At 59.1% G+C, this 17486-nt stretch carries 13 protein-coding genes; 9 read left to right on the forward strand and 4 right to left on the reverse strand.

Annotated features, from left to right (window positions below; all coding sequences use genetic code 11):
- The first annotated feature begins 744 nt into the window (after window positions 1-744).
- The 7 genes from cyoA (at window position 745) to ACVTFQ_RS28375 (ending at window position 9186) form a co-directional block, all read left to right on the forward strand.
- A complete protein-coding gene (gene cyoA, locus ACVTFQ_RS28345) occupies window positions 745-1668 on the forward strand; it encodes a ubiquinol oxidase subunit II (protein ID WP_181459333.1) in 924 nt (307 codons plus the stop codon).
- Window positions 1658-3661, forward strand: coding sequence for a cbb3-type cytochrome c oxidase subunit I (locus ACVTFQ_RS28350; protein ID WP_283193558.1), 2004 nt, complete (start codon window positions 1658-1660; stop codon window positions 3659-3661). The genes cyoA and ACVTFQ_RS28350 overlap by 11 nt, the downstream gene beginning before the upstream one ends.
- Window positions 3631-4323, forward strand: a complete 693-nt coding sequence (gene cyoC / locus ACVTFQ_RS28355; protein WP_111564674.1) for a cytochrome o ubiquinol oxidase subunit III — start codon at window positions 3631-3633, stop codon at window positions 4321-4323. The genes ACVTFQ_RS28350 and cyoC overlap by 31 nt, the downstream gene beginning before the upstream one ends.
- Complete coding sequence (gene cyoD, locus ACVTFQ_RS28360) at window positions 4320-4718, forward strand: cytochrome o ubiquinol oxidase subunit IV (RefSeq protein ID WP_111564673.1); 399 nt, start codon at window positions 4320-4322, stop codon at window positions 4716-4718. The genes cyoC and cyoD overlap by 4 nt, the downstream gene beginning before the upstream one ends.
- Window positions 4719-4828: 110 nt before the next feature.
- The gene (locus tag ACVTFQ_RS28365) at window positions 4829-6109 is read left to right on the forward strand and encodes a cation:proton antiporter (protein ID WP_283193560.1); all 1281 of its coding nucleotides are present in this window, start codon (window positions 4829-4831) and stop codon (window positions 6107-6109) included.
- A 170-nt stretch (window positions 6110-6279) separates the two neighbouring features.
- Window positions 6280-8679: a membrane-bound PQQ-dependent dehydrogenase, glucose/quinate/shikimate family gene (locus ACVTFQ_RS28370; RefSeq protein WP_283193561.1), complete on the forward strand. Its 2400-nt coding sequence runs from the start codon at window positions 6280-6282 to the stop codon at window positions 8677-8679.
- 213 nt (window positions 8680-8892) lie between these two features.
- Entirely contained in the window at window positions 8893-9186 is a 294-nt protein-coding gene (locus ACVTFQ_RS28375; RefSeq protein WP_111564670.1) for a hypothetical protein, read from the forward strand.
- Window positions 9187-9379: 193 nt separating this feature from the next.
- On the opposite strand, the gene ACVTFQ_RS28380 is transcribed toward ACVTFQ_RS28375, so the two are convergent.
- The 3 genes from ACVTFQ_RS28380 to ACVTFQ_RS28390 form a co-directional block, all read right to left on the reverse strand.
- The gene (locus ACVTFQ_RS28380) at window positions 9380-11650 is read right to left on the reverse strand and encodes an FdhF/YdeP family oxidoreductase (RefSeq protein ID WP_470424331.1); all 2271 of its coding nucleotides are present in this window, start codon (window positions 11648-11650) and stop codon (window positions 9380-9382) included.
- Between the two features lie 75 nt (window positions 11651-11725).
- Window positions 11726-12655 (reverse strand): cation diffusion facilitator family transporter, encoded by a 930-nt coding sequence (locus tag ACVTFQ_RS28385; protein ID WP_283193563.1) that lies wholly within the window; start codon window positions 12653-12655, stop codon window positions 11726-11728.
- Window position 12656: 1 nt separating this feature from the next.
- Complete coding sequence (locus tag ACVTFQ_RS28390) at window positions 12657-13391, reverse strand: DUF4396 domain-containing protein (protein ID WP_111564667.1); 735 nt, start codon at window positions 13389-13391, stop codon at window positions 12657-12659.
- A 273-nt stretch (window positions 13392-13664) separates the two neighbouring features.
- Here ACVTFQ_RS28390 and ACVTFQ_RS28395 point away from each other — a divergent pair, with 273 nt between their 5' ends.
- Window positions 13665-15020 (forward strand): chloride channel protein, encoded by a 1356-nt coding sequence (locus ACVTFQ_RS28395; protein ID WP_470424332.1) that lies wholly within the window; start codon window positions 13665-13667, stop codon window positions 15018-15020.
- Between the two features lie 189 nt (window positions 15021-15209).
- Complete coding sequence (locus tag ACVTFQ_RS28400) at window positions 15210-15758, forward strand: hypothetical protein (protein ID WP_283193565.1); 549 nt, start codon at window positions 15210-15212, stop codon at window positions 15756-15758.
- A gap of 285 nt (window positions 15759-16043) precedes the next feature.
- Here ACVTFQ_RS28400 and ACVTFQ_RS28405 read toward each other — a convergent pair whose 3' ends face one another.
- Window positions 16044-17315: a DUF2254 domain-containing protein gene (locus ACVTFQ_RS28405; protein ID WP_111564665.1), complete on the reverse strand. Its 1272-nt coding sequence runs from the start codon at window positions 17313-17315 to the stop codon at window positions 16044-16046.
- Window positions 17316-17486 lie beyond the last annotated feature (171 nt).

The following is a 17486-nucleotide window of genomic DNA, read 5'->3' on the forward strand; positions in this document are numbered from 1 at the left end:
CGCCAATGTGTCGCGGGGTCTACCATCGAATGGTTTCGCTATTAGATTCTAACGATGAAAATCACCAATACCCAGATCTTCCTGATGGCGTTCGGGGCTATCGCCTTAATCGCTGCTCTGATGATCAGCACCCTGTTCCTCGGCCATACTGTGGCTCCGCCGCCAGTTTAGCCGGTATCGAGATGTGAGTCAGGGACGGCTCACGCCTGAGTGGAAGGTTGAGAGGATGTGAGCCCGGCAGGAAGTGACAGGCTCAGGTTTGCCCTCCAATTAAATCCCTTGCGCTAGCTATATCCGCCATCTGCTCTCGGGAAGCTGTAGTAAAAGGTCGGGGCGCGCGTGACAGACCGTTCAAGCGTCTTCTGTCTTCCCGGTAGGTCCACCTGCTGCAAGCGTCCGTAGTGGCCCTACGGTGGGCCCTGACAATCGCGGGAGGATTTATCATCGCTTTCCCTGTCCTGTTCCTCCGCCGCTATATTCATGCGGGAACTAACTCGTTCCTGGCAAGTTCGGCTTGGGCTCGCGTTGCCTGGCGTTTAACGCCTTCCCTCGCGTGGGGAGCGAAAGCAGGAGTAACTTAAGCGGGAGGGGAAATGCGTGAGTACCCAAAGCGATCTGGCGCCACGTTTTGCCGATTGTATCACGGCATGATATGTGTGGGCATGAGGGCGCGAAAATAAAAGCAAACCGGCTATGGGAATTTAACGCTCACCGCTTTCACGCAAAATGCCTACGAGGCGCAGCATGTTTGGACGAAAAGTGGTAGATAAATGTGTGCGTGAAGGAGCTTGGCTCTCAGTTTGCATTCCGTCCGCAGTCCTCAGCGGATGCGCCGGTCCGAGCGTGCTTTCCCCCCATGGTACGGTCGCTGCCGCCAACCGCGCCATCATGCTCAACTCGCTGGGCGTCATGCTAGTGATCGTCATCCCCACGATCGCCGGTGTCGGCCTGTTTGCCTGGTGGTTTCGCGCGTCCAACAGCAAGGCGCGGTACAGGCCAAATTTTGCGTTTTCCGGCCGTCTGGAACTGCTGATCTGGTCGATCCCCTTTCTGGTCATCCTGTTTCTGGGCGGGATCATCTGGATCGGCAGCCATCAGCTCGATCCGTACAAGCCCCTTGCCTCTCAGAAGAAGCCGCTTGAGGTCCAGGTGGTGTCGCTCGACTGGAAGTGGCTGTTCCTCTATCCCGAGCTGCAACTTGCCAGCGTCAACGAGCTGGTGGTTCCAACCGGCACTCCGGTGCATCTGTCGCTGACGTCAGGCAGCGTGATGAATTCCTTCTTTGTGCCGCAGCTCGGAAGCATGGTGGCGGTCATGTACGGTATGGTGACCCAGCTTCATCTGATGGCCGATCGTGACGGCGACTTCTACGGCCAGTCCACTCAGTTCAGTGGCCAGGGTTTTGCTGATATGAATTTCAAAGTGCGCAGCGTGTCTCCCGCCGCCTTCAGCGCGTGGACGACGTCGGTCCGGCAGTCGGGCGGTTCGCTTGACCTGAAGAGCTACCAGGCGCTCGAGGCGCCCAGCCAGAACGTGCCGCCAACCACTTTTGGCCAGGTGGATCCGGCACTCTTCGCCAGGATCGTCAGCGGCGCGCCGGACAATTTGCCGGCACATGCGCGGCATTCTTCGACCCGGGGTCGGGAGGCCGCAAGCATTGCTCGGTAAGCTTAGCTGGTCATCGCTCCCTCTCGATCAGCCCATTCCGCTGGTGGCGGGCTCGAGCATCCTCCTACTCGGGCTGGCGCTGGTGGTTTGGGTCGTGGTCAAGGGCTATGTTCCCTATCTTTGGCGAGAGTGGATCACGAGCGTCGACCACAAGCGCATCGGTGTCATGTACTGCGTGCTGGCGCTTCTGATGCTGCTTCGCGGCTTCGTCGACGCCATCATGATGCGCTCGCAGCAGGCTATTGCCTACCAGTCGCCAGGATATCTCCCGCCTGAACATTTCAACCAGATTTTTTCCGCGCATGGCACGATCATGATCTTCTTCGGGGCCATGCCCTTCATGATCGGCCTGATGAACTTTGTCGTGCCGCTGCAGTTGGGTGTTCGGGATATCGCTTTTCCCCGGCTAAACTCGATCGGCTTCTGGCTGACGGCCAGCGGCGCGCTTCTGGTCAATGCCAGCCTGCTGATCGGAGAATTCGCGCGCACCGGCTGGCTTCCCTACCCGCCGCTTTCGGAACTTCAATATTCGCCGGATGTGGGGGTCGACTACTATCTCTGGGCAATCCAGATTTCGGGTCTCGGAACGCTGATGACCGGCGTCAACCTGGTTACCACGATACTGAAGACACGGGCGCCGGGCATGAGCTATCTGCGAATGCCAATGTTCTGCTGGACGGCGCTCGCGACTAATCTGCTGATCGTCGCCGCCTTTCCGATACTGACCGCCACACTCGCCATGCTGACGCTGGACCGCTATCTCGGCTTCCATTTCTTCACCAATTCCGGCGGCGGCAACATGATGATGTTCATCAACCTCATCTGGGCCTGGGGACACCCAGAAGTCTATGTTCTTGTGCTACCCGCCTTTGGGGTATTCTCCGAGATTATCTCGACCTTTTCCAGCAAGCCGCTGTTCGGCTATCGCTCCATGGTCATCGCCACGATGTTTATCTGCATCGTTTCCTTCACGGTCTGGTTGCACCATTTCTTCACGATGGGTGCCGGCGCCGACGTTAACGGCGCCTTTGGCATCGCAACGAGCATCATTGCGGTCGGAACAGGCGTGAAGATCTACAACTGGATGTTCACGATGTATGGTGGCCGCATCCGCTACGAGACGCCCATGCTGTGGTCGGTCGGCTTTCTGGTGACCTTTACGATAGGCGGCATGAGCGGTGTCCTTCTTGCGGTTCCGCCGGCGGACTTCGCGCTCCACAACAGTCTCTTCCTCGTCGCTCACTTCCATAATGTGATCATCGGCGGCGTGCTATTCGGCGCCTTTGCGGCAATGACGTTCTGGTTTCCAAAGGCCTTCGGCTTCAGGCTGGACGAGCGCTGGGGCAAGTGGGCCTTCTGGCTCGCCTTCATTGGCTTCTACGTGACCTTTGTGCCACTTTACATCACGGGGCTTGAAGGGATGACACGACGCCTGCAGCATATAGAGGTGGCTGCGTGGTATCCTTGGCTTCTGGTCTCTGCCGCAGGGATCGTCATCATGATGGCGGGTGCGGCGGCGCAGCTTATCCAGCTCATCGTCAGCATCCGCAACCGCGAGGCTTTGCGTGACGAGACCGGCGATCCGTGGAATGGGCGATCTCTTGAGTGGGCGACGCCATCTCCGCCGCCCGCCTTCAATTTTGCCGTGCTCCCGGATGTGCGGGAGCAGGAGCCTTACTGGGCGATCAAGCAGCGTGCGATCGAACAGCAGGACCTCGGTCCAGCACCGACGTATCAGCCGATCGGGATGCCGGAAAACAGCTCAGTTGGTTTCGTGACTGCCGCTTTTACCACGGTACTCGGCTTCGCGCTGATCTGGCAGATTTGGTGGCTGGTGATTGTTGGCCTGGTGGCGGGCTTTGTGCTCTTTGTCATATTCACCTGGATGGACCCGCAGGAACGAGAAATCAGCGCCGAAGACGTAGCCGTCGCCGATCGCCGGCGGCGCTCGGCCCGAGAGGCATGGCTGGCGCAGCAAGGAGAGGCCTCGTGAGTGAAGCGGATCTCTTTGCAGGCAGGGAGGATCCTTACCGCGTCGGCCGCGGAGGCGGCAACGCCAAGGGCGCGACCGGTCATGGCGAGGGCGGGCCTTCACCGAAGAAGACCGTTGCCAGCTATGGCTTCTGGATCTTCCTCCTGAGCGACATCATTATGTTCTCAGCATTTTTCGCGACCTATGCTGTTCTGGTAATCCGAACGGCGGGTGGGCCAACGGGCGCGGAACTGTTTGAGCAGCCCAGAACGGCTGCCGAGACGGCCTGTCTGCTGTTTTCGAGTTTCACAGCCGGCATGGCTGCGGTTGCGGCCAAGCGTGAACAAGTCGCGGCAAGCGAGATATGGCTGCTCGCCACGGGCGTGCTGGGTGTCGGCTTCCTCTTTCTGGAGCTCGGCGAATTCGCCAGCCTGATCGCGCAGGGCGCAGGCCCACAGCGCAGTGCTTTCCTGTCCGCTTTTTTCGCGCTTGTCGGATGCCACGGCCTGCACGTGTTCGGCGGCCTCCTCTGGCTCGGCACGATGATGGCCCAGATCCTCGTGAAGGGCTTCAGGCCACAGATCCAACGGCGGCTCGCCTGCTTCAATCTGTTCTGGCATGCGCTTGACATTGTTTGGATCGCGATTTTTACGCTCGTCTACCTCATGGGGATAAAGCATTGACCGACAGTCGAGACGCATCGACCCAAGGCGCCAAGGAAAAGGCGCCCGGCGAAAAGGCGCAGGGCAACGACGGCGACATCACCAAGGGAGCTACCAGCTATGTAATCGGTCTGGTGCTGGCCATGCTGATGACCGCTGCGTCCTTTGCCGTTGCCAATGGATGGGCATTCGTCTGGCAACCGGGTATAGGAGCTGCTCTCATCGCGCTGGCGGTGGGGCAGATTGGCGTTCATCTCGTGTTCTTTCTGCACCTGACCACTGGTTCCGACAATACTAATAACGCGCTGGCGCTCGCGTTCGGGACGCTTGTCGTGATCCTGATCGTAGGAGGCTCGCTCTGGATCATGCATAATCTCGATCAGAAAATGATGCCGACCATGCCAACCATGCCCTGAGAACGAGGGAGGATTGCGACGGCGCGCCTCCTTCCGCTAACCTCGGATTATCATGAACCTCCCGCCCATCTCTTTTCCGGCCGGGAACCGCAGACCACTCGGGGGCAACTGTGTCGATCTTTGAGCTTTCTGCCATTCTCTTAAGCCTTTCGGCCGTGCTCGGCTGGATCAATCACAAATACCTGCCGATGCCGAACACGATCGGCCTTCTGGTGATGAGCGTGGCGGCATCGCTGATCCTGGTCGCGATCGATGCCGCCTATCCCGGGCGGCACTTCTTCGAGCCGCTGACCCAGGCCATGCTTCGTATCGATTTTACAGAAGTGGTAATGAACGGGATGCTCGCTTTTCTGCTTTTTGCCGGCTCGCTGCATGTCGATCTCGGCAGGATGCGTGAACGGGCGGCGCCGGTCGCAATTCTCGCCTTGTTCGGGACGATCGTGTCCACCGCAATCGTGGGCGGCGGTTTCTGGCTTCTCGCGAAACTGTTCGGTCAGGACATGCCGCTCGCCTGGGCGATGGTCTTCGGCGCCCTCATCAGCCCCACGGATCCCGTCGCAGTCCTGGCGACGCTCAAGAACGTCAAAGTGCCTGGCGATCTTGAGGTGGAAATGCAGGGTGAATCCTTGTTTAATGACGGGATCGGTATTGTTCTCTTCACCGTGATGCTGCTGTTTGCAACGCAAGCAGAGGGTGACAAGGTCACCGCTGAGTCGGTCCTTAAACTCCTCCTCGTGGAAGGCGGCGGCGGTCTCCTGCTCGGCATCGTCACCGGCGGCATTGCTTACTGGGCTATGCGCCTGATCGACGACTATTCAGTAGAGGTGTTGATCTCGCTTGCCCTTGTCACAGCCACTTATGCCATTGCAGAGCGCCTTCACGTCAGCGGTCCCTTATCCGTAGTCGCCGCGGGCCTACTGGTTGGTTATCACGGACCCCGCAAAGCCATGAGTGATCGTACCCAGACGTATCTGTTCGGATTGTGGACGCTGATCGACGAGATTCTCAATTCGGTTCTCTTCCTACTGATCGGGCTCGAAGTACTCGTCCTAAGATTCGACACGCTATCCCTGGAGATCGCGGCCGTGGCCATACCGCTCGTTCTGCTGGCACGGCTGATCGCCGTCGGGGCCCCCGCACTGGCTGCCTGGTCAAGCGACATGATGTCGACCAGAAACGTGCCGTTCCTCACCTGGGCGGGCATCCGTGGCGGCATCTCCATTGCACTGGCGCTATCCGTTCCAGATAGCCCGGCCAAGCTTGTCATTTTATCCTCCACCTATTCGGTGGTCTTGTTCAGCATCATCGTTCAGGGTCTCACCTTGGGTGCACTCGCGCGGCGAACCATATTTGTCGAAGGGCCTTCGGTGGCTGAGAAGACTTCTCGCTGACTCGCATGTGAAGGCATGTTCATCAGCATTGAGTCTATGCCTCTTTGGGGCCGGGGCGTGCACGTGTTTGTGATGCCCTCTAAGCCTTGCCGCACACGCGGTGCGATTTATATCATGCCATGATGTATATATTGTAGGATACCTAGGCAAAGGCAGAACGGAGCGCTTGGATGTTGCAATCTCGCAGGTCGTCGGAGCACCGCGGTATCTATGTGCTCGTTGTCGCCACAGTCGTCTCACTCATCGGGATCGTTCTTAGTGTCGGCGGTGGCTGGCTAGCGGCGTTGGGAGGGAGCTGGTATTATCTGCTAGCCGGAATTTCGCTCTTCATAAGCTCTGTCCTCCTCTTCATGCACAGGCGCGGCGGTGTGCTCCTCTATGCTGTTATCATCGTCGCCACTGCGGTATGGGCTTTCGCGGAGGCTGGGCTGGACGGGTGGGCCTTGGTCCCTCGCCTGGTTGCCCCATTAGTCCTTTTCACCTTCGTTATTGCGTGCCTTCCCTTCCTCTATCCGCGGACCAGCTGGCGACAGACAATCAGCGGCTTGAGCATTCTTATCATCCTGTCCTTCTTCAGCGGCTTTCTTGTTTACCGGCTAGCGCCGGACCCCGCCGTCGATTCCTTGCCGGTCGTGGCTGCTCGCACCATGGCGGATCCCTCGACCCTGCAAGCGGGCGTCGATTGGCCGGCATACGGTGGCAGCGATAGCGCCCGTCGGTTCTCGCCGTTGGCCGAGATCACGCCCGACAACGTCAAGCATTTGAAGAGAGCGTGGGTAGCGCATACCGGCGATCTTCCAAGCGAGCAGGCAAAGAACACTTATGGCGCCGAAACCACGCCGTTGAAGGTCGATGACTCCCTCTACCTCTGCACCCCGAAAAATATCATGCTCGCTTTGGATCCTGCGACGGGGAAGGAAAAATGGCGTTACAACCCGCTCGTGCCGGACGAAAGCATTCCTTATACGGCGGCCTGTCGTGGTGTCGCGTTCTTCAAACAAACCGACGCAAAGCCTTCCGACGTCTGTGCAGAACGCATTATCGAGGGAACGCTGGATGCCAGGTTGATTGCCGTCGATGCGAAGACAGGAGTGCCGTGCCCGAATTTCGGCCGTGCCGGGACCGTGGATACGACGGACGGCATAGGCCAGCACGATCCTGGCATGTTCTCGATGACCTCTGCACCGACAATCGTGCGGGGTGTAATCGTAGTTGGACATCAAGTTTTGGATGGTCAGAAACTTGATGCTCCGTCCGGCGTCATTCAAGCCTATGACGCGGTCTCGGGCGCGCTGCGCTGGACATGGGACATGGAGCGGCCCGACAATAATGGCTTGCCTCCCGAACACGAGACTTACAGCCGTGGTACCCCTAACATGTGGACGACGGCCTCGGGTGACGAACAGCTCGGGCTCGTATACCTGCCTCTCGGCAGCGCTGCGGTCGATTATTGGAGCGGCGCCCGTTCCCCCTTGGAAAAGCAATTCTCTACATCTTTGGTGGCCATTGACGTTTCGACGGGCAAACCGGCATGGCATTTTCAGACGGTGCACAACGATGTCTGGGATTACGACCTGGGCTCGCAGGCGACGCTTGTGGATTATCCGACCGAGGCGGGACCGGTCCCCGCGCTCGTCTTGCCAAGCAAACGTGGCGACATATTCGTGCTCGACCGCAGAACCGGGAAGCCGCTCGTTTCGGTAGAGGAAAAAGCGGTGCCAAAGGGCGGCGTCGAGCCCGATCAACGCACCCCAACCCAACCCTTTTCCACCTACCATAGCCTACGCAAGCCGGATCTCACGGAGGCGAAGATGTGGGGCATGTCTCCAATTGACCAAATGATCTGCCGGATCCAGTTTCGCCAGGCGAGCTATGACGGCATCTTCACTCCGCCAACAAGTAATCGCCACAGCATTGAATATCCTGGCTATAACGGCGGCTCCGATTGGGGCGGGATCGCGATGGACCCGCAGCGCGGTGTGCTGATTGCCAACTACAATGACATGCCGAACTACAATCGGCTGGTCCCCAGGGCTGAAGCCGACAAGCTGGGCTGGGCGCCGCGCGACCAGGCCCGCGGAAAGATCGGTGGAGCCGAGGGAGCGGGAGATCCGCAAGCGGGTGCGCCCTTTGCGATCAACGTCAATGCGGGCTGGCGTCTCCCCGTGACAGGGCTTCTGTGTAAGGAGCCGCCGTATGGCGGCATTCGTGCCATCGATTTAAAAACTGGCAAGACGCTTTGGGATCGACCGCTGGGAGAGGCACGCACCAATGGACCCTTTGGCATTCCGTCGATGCTTCCAATCACCATTGGTACGCCAAATAACGGCGGCTCCGTGGTCACAGCAGGTGGCCTGGTTTTCATTGCGGCTGCGACCGACAACCTGATCCGTGCAATTGACATCAGAACCGGTAAGACCCTTTGGACGGATAAACTTCCGGCTGGCGGTCAGGCGACGCCGATGACTTACGAGATCAATGGGAAACAATATCTCGTCATCATGGCTGGCGGGCATCACTTCATGGAAACACCGGTCGGCGACGCGGTAATTGCTTATGCGCTCCCATGATCTGCCTGTCGGCGGAAACAGTCGGGTTGGCGCCTCGCTTATCTGGTTTCCGGACGGCCCGTTCAGTCACTGTTTCGTTCGGTCGGTATGTGGCGGAGGAAGGACGTCCGGCTTGATGAAACTCATCTTGGGACAATCTCCTCGTAGGCTGCCTCCCAGGACCGGGCGGAACCGGCGCCTTTCAACTGAATTGAAAACCAAAAGGAGGAAACGATGAAACAGGTCCCCACATGGTCGGCCTCATTCAGTATCGCCACGCTTGTTCTGTCAGCGGCATTTGCACCGAGCGCGGCATCCGCGGAAGATGCAAAGCCTGCGGTAGAACAGGACTGCAATCTGCCCACTGGGCAGCAGGACAACGCAAAGCTCAGCAGCAAGCTGGATAACTGCAACAGCGTTCTGAAGCCGCCTAAGGTTGGCGATAACGAGATTGTGGCGCCGACCCCGCATACAGGCACGATGCCGGTCGTGAAGCCGGGTGAGCTTCCGCCAAACAAGAATCCCTGACCTTGATGAGGTCGCGTGGTGATGGCCGTTGGGCCATCGCCGTCCGGTGCCATCGGCTGGAGGCAATCCGTCCTTTTCTTAAGTTGCGAAACAACACAAGGCCGCTGCCGGGTAGGGCCGAGAGCGGCCATGTTTTTCGAGTCAAGAGCCAGCGGCAACGCATCGGGTTTGCCCCATGCGTCGCCGGTTCTGTTCAGCCTTCAATGCGCACCGGAACGGACTTGGCGGCTGGAGTCTTAGACAGCTTGTCATAATGCGATAGCGGGATCAGCGGATTGAGCTCCGGGTAATAACCGCCGAGGCAGCCATCCGGCAGAGCAAAGGGAAGCACCTTCAGGCCGCCAACCCGGCGTTCCACGCCATCTCCCGCATCGCTTACCAGCGATACGACCTGCCCTTCCTGGAGACCCGCCCGCTGCATCTCATCCGGGTTGATCAGAAGGACGTCGCGCGTGCCTTCGATGCCGCGCAGGCGATCGCTATAGCCGTAGATCGTCGTGTTGAACTGATCATTGCTGCGCAGCGTCATCAAGCGATACCGGCCGGGCTTGTCTTCGAACCCGGTCGCTGACAGCATTTCCGGCGCGCTGAAATTCGCCTTGCCGCTCTCGGTCTTCCAGATCCGCTCGCGGGCGCTGTTGCCGCGATAGAAGCCGCCAGGCGTAAACATGCGCTCGTTGAAGCGATGAAACTCCTCCGGATAGGTCTCCTCGATTAGGTCCCGGACCTTGCCATAATCGCCGACCCAGCCGACCCAGTCGACCTTCGGATTGGGCGCGAGCGTCGCCTTGGCCATGCCGGCGACGATCGCCAGTTCGGACAGCAGATGCTCGCTTGCCGGCTTGCGCCTGCCGATGGATCCCTGGATGCAGCTCAGGCTGTCTTCCATGGTGACCGTGTGCGGGCCTCCTTCCTGCTTGTCCTCCTCCGATCGTCCGAGACAGGGCAGAAGATAGGCGACCTCGCCATTGATCAGGTGGCTGCGGTTGAGCTTTGTGGCGATCTGCACCGTCAGGCGCATGGTCTGCCAGGCCTTTTCCATGGCGTCCCGTTCGGGGATGGCGCGCACGAAATTGCCGCCGAGGCCAATAAAGCCCTTCACCTTGCCGGCTAGCATGCCCTCGCAGGCCTCCACCGTGTTCATGCCCTTGTCGCGGGGCGGCTCGAACCCGAACAGGGCTGCGAGCTTGTCCAGCGGTACCAGTTCCGGCTTCTCGGAAATGCCGACCGTGCGCTGGCCCTGTACGTTGGAGTGGCCACGCACGGGGGAGATGCCGGTGCCGTCGCGACCGATATTGCCCTTCATGAGCAGTAGGTTGACCAGCATGGCGATGTTGTCCGAGCCGTGGACCTGCTGGGTCAGCCCCATGCCGTAGACGCCGATGACCTTGTCGGCCTCCACATAGACCTGGCCCGCCGCTTCGAGCGCGGAACGCTCCAGGCCCGACCCGCGGACGATCTCGTCCCATCCGATGGAACGCACCCGCTGCTCGAATTCGTCAAAGCCGCTTGTTTGGCTCTCGATGAAATCACGGTCGAGCACACTGCGCCCTTGTGCCCTGGCCTCGTCGTCCTTGGCGAATACATGCTTGCACAGGCCCATAAGGGCGGCAATATCGCCGCCAGCCTTGACCTGGTGATACTGGCTGGAGATCTGGGTCTCTTTGCCGGTCAGCATTTCCACGGGGCTCTGGGGGTTGGTGAAGAATTCCAGCCCCCTTTCCCGAACCGGGTTGAAGGTGATGATCTTGCAACCGCGCTTGGCAGCTTCCTGAAGCGGATGGAGGAAGCGCGGGCTGTTGGAGCCGGTATTCTGTCCGAAGAAAAAGATGGCGTCGCAGGCCGAGAAGTCCTGGTAAACGCAAGTGCCGACTGAAGAGCCGATGACCTTCTTGAGGCCGACCGATGTTGTCTCGTGGCACATGTTGGAACTATCGGGCAGGTTATTGTGGCCGTAGAGCCGGGCAAAAAGGGCATAGCAGTAGGAGGTTTCGAGGCTCGCTCGGCCCGAGCTGTAAAAGATCACCGATTTCGGGTCGAGTTGCTTCAGCTCTGCGCCTATAGCGTTGAAGGCTTCTTCCCAGGAACATGGCACGTAATGGTCGCTCTCGCGATCATAGCGCATGGGATGGGTAAGGCGTCCCTGCTGCTCCAGATCGTAGTCCTTCCAGCCACGCAATTCCGTTACCGAGTGGTTGGAGAAGAAGTGTGGTGTGCAGCGCAGGCTCGTGAGTTCCCATAGCGTCGCCTTGGCGCCGTTTTCGCAGAACTCGAAAGGATGGTAGTCGGCCGGTTTGGTCCAGGCGCAGGAGACGCACATAAAGCCGCCCGGCTTGTTCTGGCGCCGCAAAGTTTCCAACGCCGCCGGCGTCGCCCATTCCCCTCCAAAAACGGAGGCGACGCCCCTCAGAGAGCCCCAGCCGCCAGCTGGTCCATCATAGTCAACTGTGTCCTCTTTAGACATGAAATCAGGCTCCGTTGTTGATGCTTTTGACGTTCAAAGGCAGTGGTTAGCTGCGTTACGAGAATTCGCCCGTCCTCAGACGATTTCCGTCGAACGGAGCGGGCATGCCTCCGCCGTGGCAGGCGTTTCAAGTTGTAGTGTGGTATGGCGGATCCCGAATGCCTGCTCCAGCTGCCCCGGCAGCTTTCGCAGAAGGCTCTGCCCCTTCTCCATTTCCGAGCAGACAAGATGGGCGCTGAGTGCCGTTTCGGTCGTGCTCAGCGCCCATACATGGAGATCATGAACCTCAATGACGGTCCCGTCCGCTTCGCATAGCTGCTTTCGGATGCTTGCAAGGTCCAGGTTCGGCGGCACGGCGTCCATTGCAAGCATGGTAGAGCCTCGCAAAAGGGACCAGGTTCCCACGAGAATGACCGCGGCGATCAGGAGGCTGATGGCCGGATCAAGCCAGAGCCAGCCAGTCCAGCTGATAAGCAAAGCGGCAAAGATGACGCCGACGGTCACGCCGGTGTCGGCGGCCATATGTAGAAAGGCACCCCTGATGTTGAGGTCCTGCTTGCTGCCTGCGGAGAAAAGGTAGGCCGTGAAGCCGTTGACGAACAAGCCGACCACCGCGACCCAGATCACGGTGGAGGAGGCGACCTGCTCCGGCTCCAGAAGTCTCCGGATCGCCTCATAGGTGATGGCGCCCACCGCAAGCATCAGGAGAATGGCGTTGCTGAGCGATGCAAGGATGGAGCTGCGCTTGAATCCAAAGGTCTGGCGGCCCCATGGTGGCCTTTTGCCGAGCCAAACGGCTCCCCAGGCCAGAACCAGACCAAGCACATCGGAAAGATTGTGGCCCGCATCGGCCAGCAGGGCAAGGGATCCGGAATATAGGCCGAAGGCCGCCTCAAGCATCACGTAAACCAGGTTCAACGCAATGCCGATGGCAAACGCGCGGCCGAAGTCCTCGGGGGATCCATGGCCTCCACCGCCGTGCTGATCGGAATGGTGATGCGCCACGTTACATTTTCTCCTTGATGCCGACCGACACCAGATACCAGTTCACCGGATAGCTCGTAACGAAGCCGCAGATCATTGCAATCTGCATGGCGAACCAGAACTCCCAGCTGTTGACCTCCGCCTTGACGCCGAAGGCGGCCGGGAAGATCCAGAGCTGCAGCAAAGCCATGGCTCCATACATGCCGACCTGCCAGGAAAGCAGGGAGAACGTATCCGCCTTTACAGCCGCTTTGAGCCCTTCCTTTGGCGACAGGCCACGCATGGGAACGATGGCAAAGTACTGAAATGCGATCCCGAGCCCAAATGCGAATATAAAGTCTAGGATCCACACCGCGAACATCTTTTCAGAGAACAGGGTCTGCCAGCCCAAAGCTACAGCGACGGCGGGGACAAGGAACGCCAGCCATTCGGCCACGACGTCTCCGATCATACAGCCGCTTCCGCAGTGCAGCGCCCCTTTGGCAACCATGACAGGAAAGGGCGTGTCCGTCATGCTTGGCATCTTCTCGTCAAGCGCCTTGGCCCGGTGGTGCGCCTCCTGGCTGGTGAGGCGGCCATAGCGATAATAGAGGACCATCAGGGGAAGCGTTCCGAAGATCGCCGTCACAGGCCAGACGACGTTCATGACTGCCATGCGCTGCGGATGCCGCAAGATATCTGAAAGGACGATTACCACCGACACCCCACCAAGGCAGAGACAAATGATCGCGAGAGTATGAAACCAATACGGGAACACTTCTTAGTACCGTCAATGAGTTTTTCTGGTGCTCACCGTCTTCCATGCGACAGACCTCGGCACGAGAAGTGTCGATAACGCGCGCATAATTTACATCATAACGTGATATAATGTATAAAGTTCCCCTGCTTCGAACGCGCTTTGCACAGCGTCCTCCGAGACTCGGATGGCTCAACCCCACCCCCCGACCTGCGCCTTTTCTTTTTTAGGGGTGATCTTCGGGAACCTTTGGCGGTAGAAGACTTCATAACCTGCGTCACGTACCGAGCCGCCATGCCAAGCCGTTACCGCTATTCCAAGCTCCTCCGCCGTTCCCGTGTGATCTGGGGCTCGTTCTCGCTTTGGAAACCACGACTTGTTTTCTGGTGCGGAGCGCTGGCGATTGGCGTGATCAGCGTCGGTTTCGCCAAGCTCGCGGATCTGGCGCAGAACGCATTCGAGTCCGTCACCTCGGCAGGTGAATGGGCTTTCCTGCTGCCACTGGTGTTGACGCCCGTGGGATTCATGCTGTCGGCCTATGTAGCGGCGACGTTGTTTCCGAATTCAGGAAGCAGTGGCATTCCGCAGGCGATCGCCGCGCGGCACTTGCACGAAACAGAAGACCGGACACGGCTCCTGTCGCTGAAGATCGCATTCGGCAAGATCGTGTTGACGGTGCTGGGGTTATTTTCTGGCGCCTCGATCGGGCGCGAGGGACCGACAGTGCAGGTTGGCGCCTCGATCATGCTCGCCGTTGCCCGCTTTGGCGGTATAGGGCAGGCGCGAGGATTGATCTTGGCGGGGTCGGCGGCGGGTATCGCGGCTGCCTTCAACACGCCGCTTGCTGGTATCGTCTTCGCCATCGAAGAAATGAGCCGAACCTATGAATCGCGAGCCAACGGACTGGTGCTGACAGCGGTCATCCTTTCCGGCCTGGCGGCGCTCGGGCTTTCCGGCAGCTACAATTATTTCGGCATGGCGTCTGCCGCGCCGACCGAGCTGCGCGACTGGGGACCGGTTCTGATCTGTGGCGTCGGCGGCGGCGCGCTGGGTGCCGCCTTCAGTGGCTTCGCACTGCATTTCGGCCAAAAGATCCGCCGCTGGGCGCAACCCCAACCGCTAACGCGTATGCTGGCGCTTGCGGCTTGCTGCGGTTTGGCGGTCGCTGTCATCGGCGTTGCATCCGGCGGCACGACCTTTGGCACCGGCTACGAACAGGCGCGCGGAGCGGTCGAAGGCAACTCCTTGCCACTGCTCTTCTTCGTCGAGAAGCTTGCGGCCAGCTTCCTGTCGATGCTGTCGGGAATTCCGGGCGGCATCTTCGCGCCGTCTCTTGCCGTCGGCGCTGGTTTTGGCAGCACCGTCGGCTCCCTGCTCGGCACCAGCATCACCCTTGCAGCAATCCTTGGAATGGCAGGTTACTTCGCAGGCGTCGTACAAGCGCCGATGACGGCCTTCGTCATCATTCTCGAAATGACTGGCGACCACCAGGCGGTGATCCCGATCATGGCGGTATCGATGATCGGCTACGTGACATCACGCATCCTGTCCCGCGAACCGCTTTACCATGGTCTGTCGCGCGTCTTCATCGCGGCGGCCATCCGGGCGCGACGCGCGGCGGAAAAGGAACCGAAGTCAACTCGAACCTGAACGGACGACGACCGTGCGCGACTACACCGACCGGTTCTAACATCAAGAACACGCTCGTTACCTGCAACTTTTACAAACGTCTAAGGACTCTCATAGATGACGACAACTCGAAATATCCGTGTACCGTCATGTGGATCGCTCGCGGTATTGTCATTTTCCTCAGGTCAGAAAATGACTTAATATCACCGCATGATATTTTCAGCCACTGCGATATTCCTGAAACTCATCGGGTTCTTAATTCCTGCCTTCAATCGGCGTCCAGAGGCCGCGATCGACGCTCATGAGCTTGTGGCTGTGAGCATTCTTCTTGACGAGTGGTGCAGGCGTTCGTCAGTCAACCAAGGCGATCCGAAGGCCTATGCCACAATTGCTAGGATCGTCAGGCTCCGAGGGGATGGACGAACCATCGAGGAGGTGCGGTTCGAGATTCTTTCAGAAGCCTCGATGGATGCCGAAGACTTGGACAAAGGAAAAGAGATGCAAAGATTCGACTTGGTGGATAGCAAAACCGCCTCGGCCTATCCGGGGCACGTCATCATCGTTGCTGGCGACGAAGCCGGAATCACTGGTGAACTGGCGGTCAAAGATCAATCTCATCCAGGTCAGGCCGAGCCACTCGAAGCGGCCATCCATCAAGCCTTGCTGGTAAAACAGAGAGACGCATTGCCAATTGCGGTGAAGGACGATCTGGGGCTTTGGCCAGCGAGGCTCGGAGAACTTGTTCCCTGGACCCCTTAGATACGCTGCACGAGGCGACGTCGATCAAAGCGGGCAAGTCCGCGACGTCCGCATCAGTCAACCGTTATCGAGGACGACGCGTTGATTCTTATGGACGCCATTCGGACGCAGGTTCCTGTCAGCAGCGTGACGAGATCGTCTTCAGATCGATAGCAGATCTGTTAAGTGAAGCGCGGCAGTACAAACATTTCGCGGACGTGGTCGGCGGGCTCAACTGCCTAACAGCGAGACCAGTGATCGACGGCGTTCACGTTGAGACGGCATGGACCCTCCTCGCTCTGCCACTCAACTATGCTTGTCGTCTGCGGCGATTGCGGCGGCAGCGGCCTGCAGCCTCTCCATGTCGGCCTCGACCTGCATCACCGCGGCCGCACGGTCGAGCGCCTCCTTCGAATGGCGCACGGCGTTTGCCTGAAATTCCGCGCTAAGTTTCGAAAGCATTGCGAGGGTCTTTTGAAGTCGAAGTCCGACTTCTACAAGGCCCGCGCCGTCGCGGGCGATTGGGGTGAACAGGTCGTCAAACAGGTCGGCTGCCGACAGCGTCGCGACATGGAGCTGAGGATAGACGATTTCGTCAGGTGCCTCGCTATTCGCGTCATGCCACGCGTGGAGAATTCGCATCGCGCGCGAAATGACGTCGATGGCGGTTCCCGGATCGTTGACGGCAGGAGACAAAGCGCGCGACGCAATCTCGGTCAGTACCGACGCTCCGAACCGCGGGTCTTGATCGAAGGAGCGGACGTCGCCGATCGAAAAGCAGGCAGCGGCCCGATCCAGAACATCCTCGCCGACGGCTCCCCGAAGCCATCCAAGCGGCCGGGCCGGCGAGACCAACTTGCCAGGCATCGCGACGATTACCAGGTCGAACTTACTCTCGTCGGCGATCTTTGCGAGCGCCGCTGCATCCAGGTGCTGCACGTAGCCAATCTCATTTGTGAAAAACGGTGTGTCGTCGGTACTGGGCGTAAGACTGTCTCCGTCGAGCGCACTCCCACCGAAGTTCGGGGATTTTCGCGAGGCTTTGACGGCGTCGAGCGTCGCTTCTTCCACCCGACGTGTCGTCTCGGTCACCCGGCCCAATCTGGACAGGTGGTCGATCCATCTTAGAAGGGTCACCACTATGAGCACGATGACGCCGATCGTGACAACGAAGAGAACAACCCGGCCTTGCTCGCCATAGGCGCCCGTGGTCAGGGCGACGATGCCGACAAGGCTGAATAGAAACGAGCCGACGAAGGTTGCCAGCACGTTCTGCGTCGTGCTGTCCTCCATGACGAGCCGGGTCGCGCGAGGCGTGACGTTGTTTGTGGCTGCCGAATACGCCGAGACCATCGTACTAAGGGAGAATGTCGTGACGGTGAGCATGCTTGAAGCGATAATGCCGAGGATGTTGTCGACCGAGTCCGCACCGATCTTCGTCGACAGGTCCGTCGGAATGTAGGGTGTGACGACGATCGCCAGGAGGGCGGTGGCAACTGCCGCGAGGGAGAACAGCGTGGCCCTGAACCAGATCCGCCGCGCCAGAACCGATATCGACCAAATCAAGCGCGAGTTCATGGTGCCCCCTTCTTCGAGACAAGGTCAGATAGCTTCCAGGCATGGAAAGGCAATCGCGCAGGCGCTTCGAGCCTGAAATCGAGCTAGAAGGAATCGCTTCGGCGGTTCAAACACGATTTAATTTTCTCGCGACGTCACGAAATTGGCACAGTCTTTTTGCCACCATCGGGA

The organism is Rhizobium sp. O111 (genome assembly GCF_055616315.1).

What these genes read in the sequence shown, in the direction of transcription:
- cyoA (WP_181459333.1), top strand. Translation starts at nt 745, where the DNA reads ATGTTTGGACGAAAAGTGGTAGATAAATGTGTGCGTGAAGGAGCTTGG.
- cyoC (WP_111564674.1), top strand. Translation starts at nt 3,631, where the DNA reads ATGGCTGGCGCAGCAAGGAGAGGCCTCGTGAGTGAAGCGGATCTCTTT.
- ACVTFQ_RS28370 (WP_283193561.1), top strand. Translation starts at nt 6,280, where the DNA reads ATGTTGCAATCTCGCAGGTCGTCGGAGCACCGCGGTATCTATGTGCTC.
- ACVTFQ_RS28375 (WP_111564670.1), top strand. Translation starts at nt 8,893, where the DNA reads ATGAAACAGGTCCCCACATGGTCGGCCTCATTCAGTATCGCCACGCTT.
- ACVTFQ_RS28380 (WP_470424331.1), bottom strand. Translation starts at nt 11,650, where the DNA reads ATGTCTAAAGAGGACACAGTTGACTATGATGGACCAGCTGGCGGCTGG.
- ACVTFQ_RS28395 (WP_470424332.1), top strand. Translation starts at nt 13,665, where the DNA reads ATGCCAAGCCGTTACCGCTATTCCAAGCTCCTCCGCCGTTCCCGTGTG.
- ACVTFQ_RS28400 (WP_283193565.1), top strand. Translation starts at nt 15,210, where the DNA reads ATGATATTTTCAGCCACTGCGATATTCCTGAAACTCATCGGGTTCTTA.
- ACVTFQ_RS28405 (WP_111564665.1), bottom strand. Translation starts at nt 17,315, where the DNA reads ATGAACTCGCGCTTGATTTGGTCGATATCGGTTCTGGCGCGGCGGATC.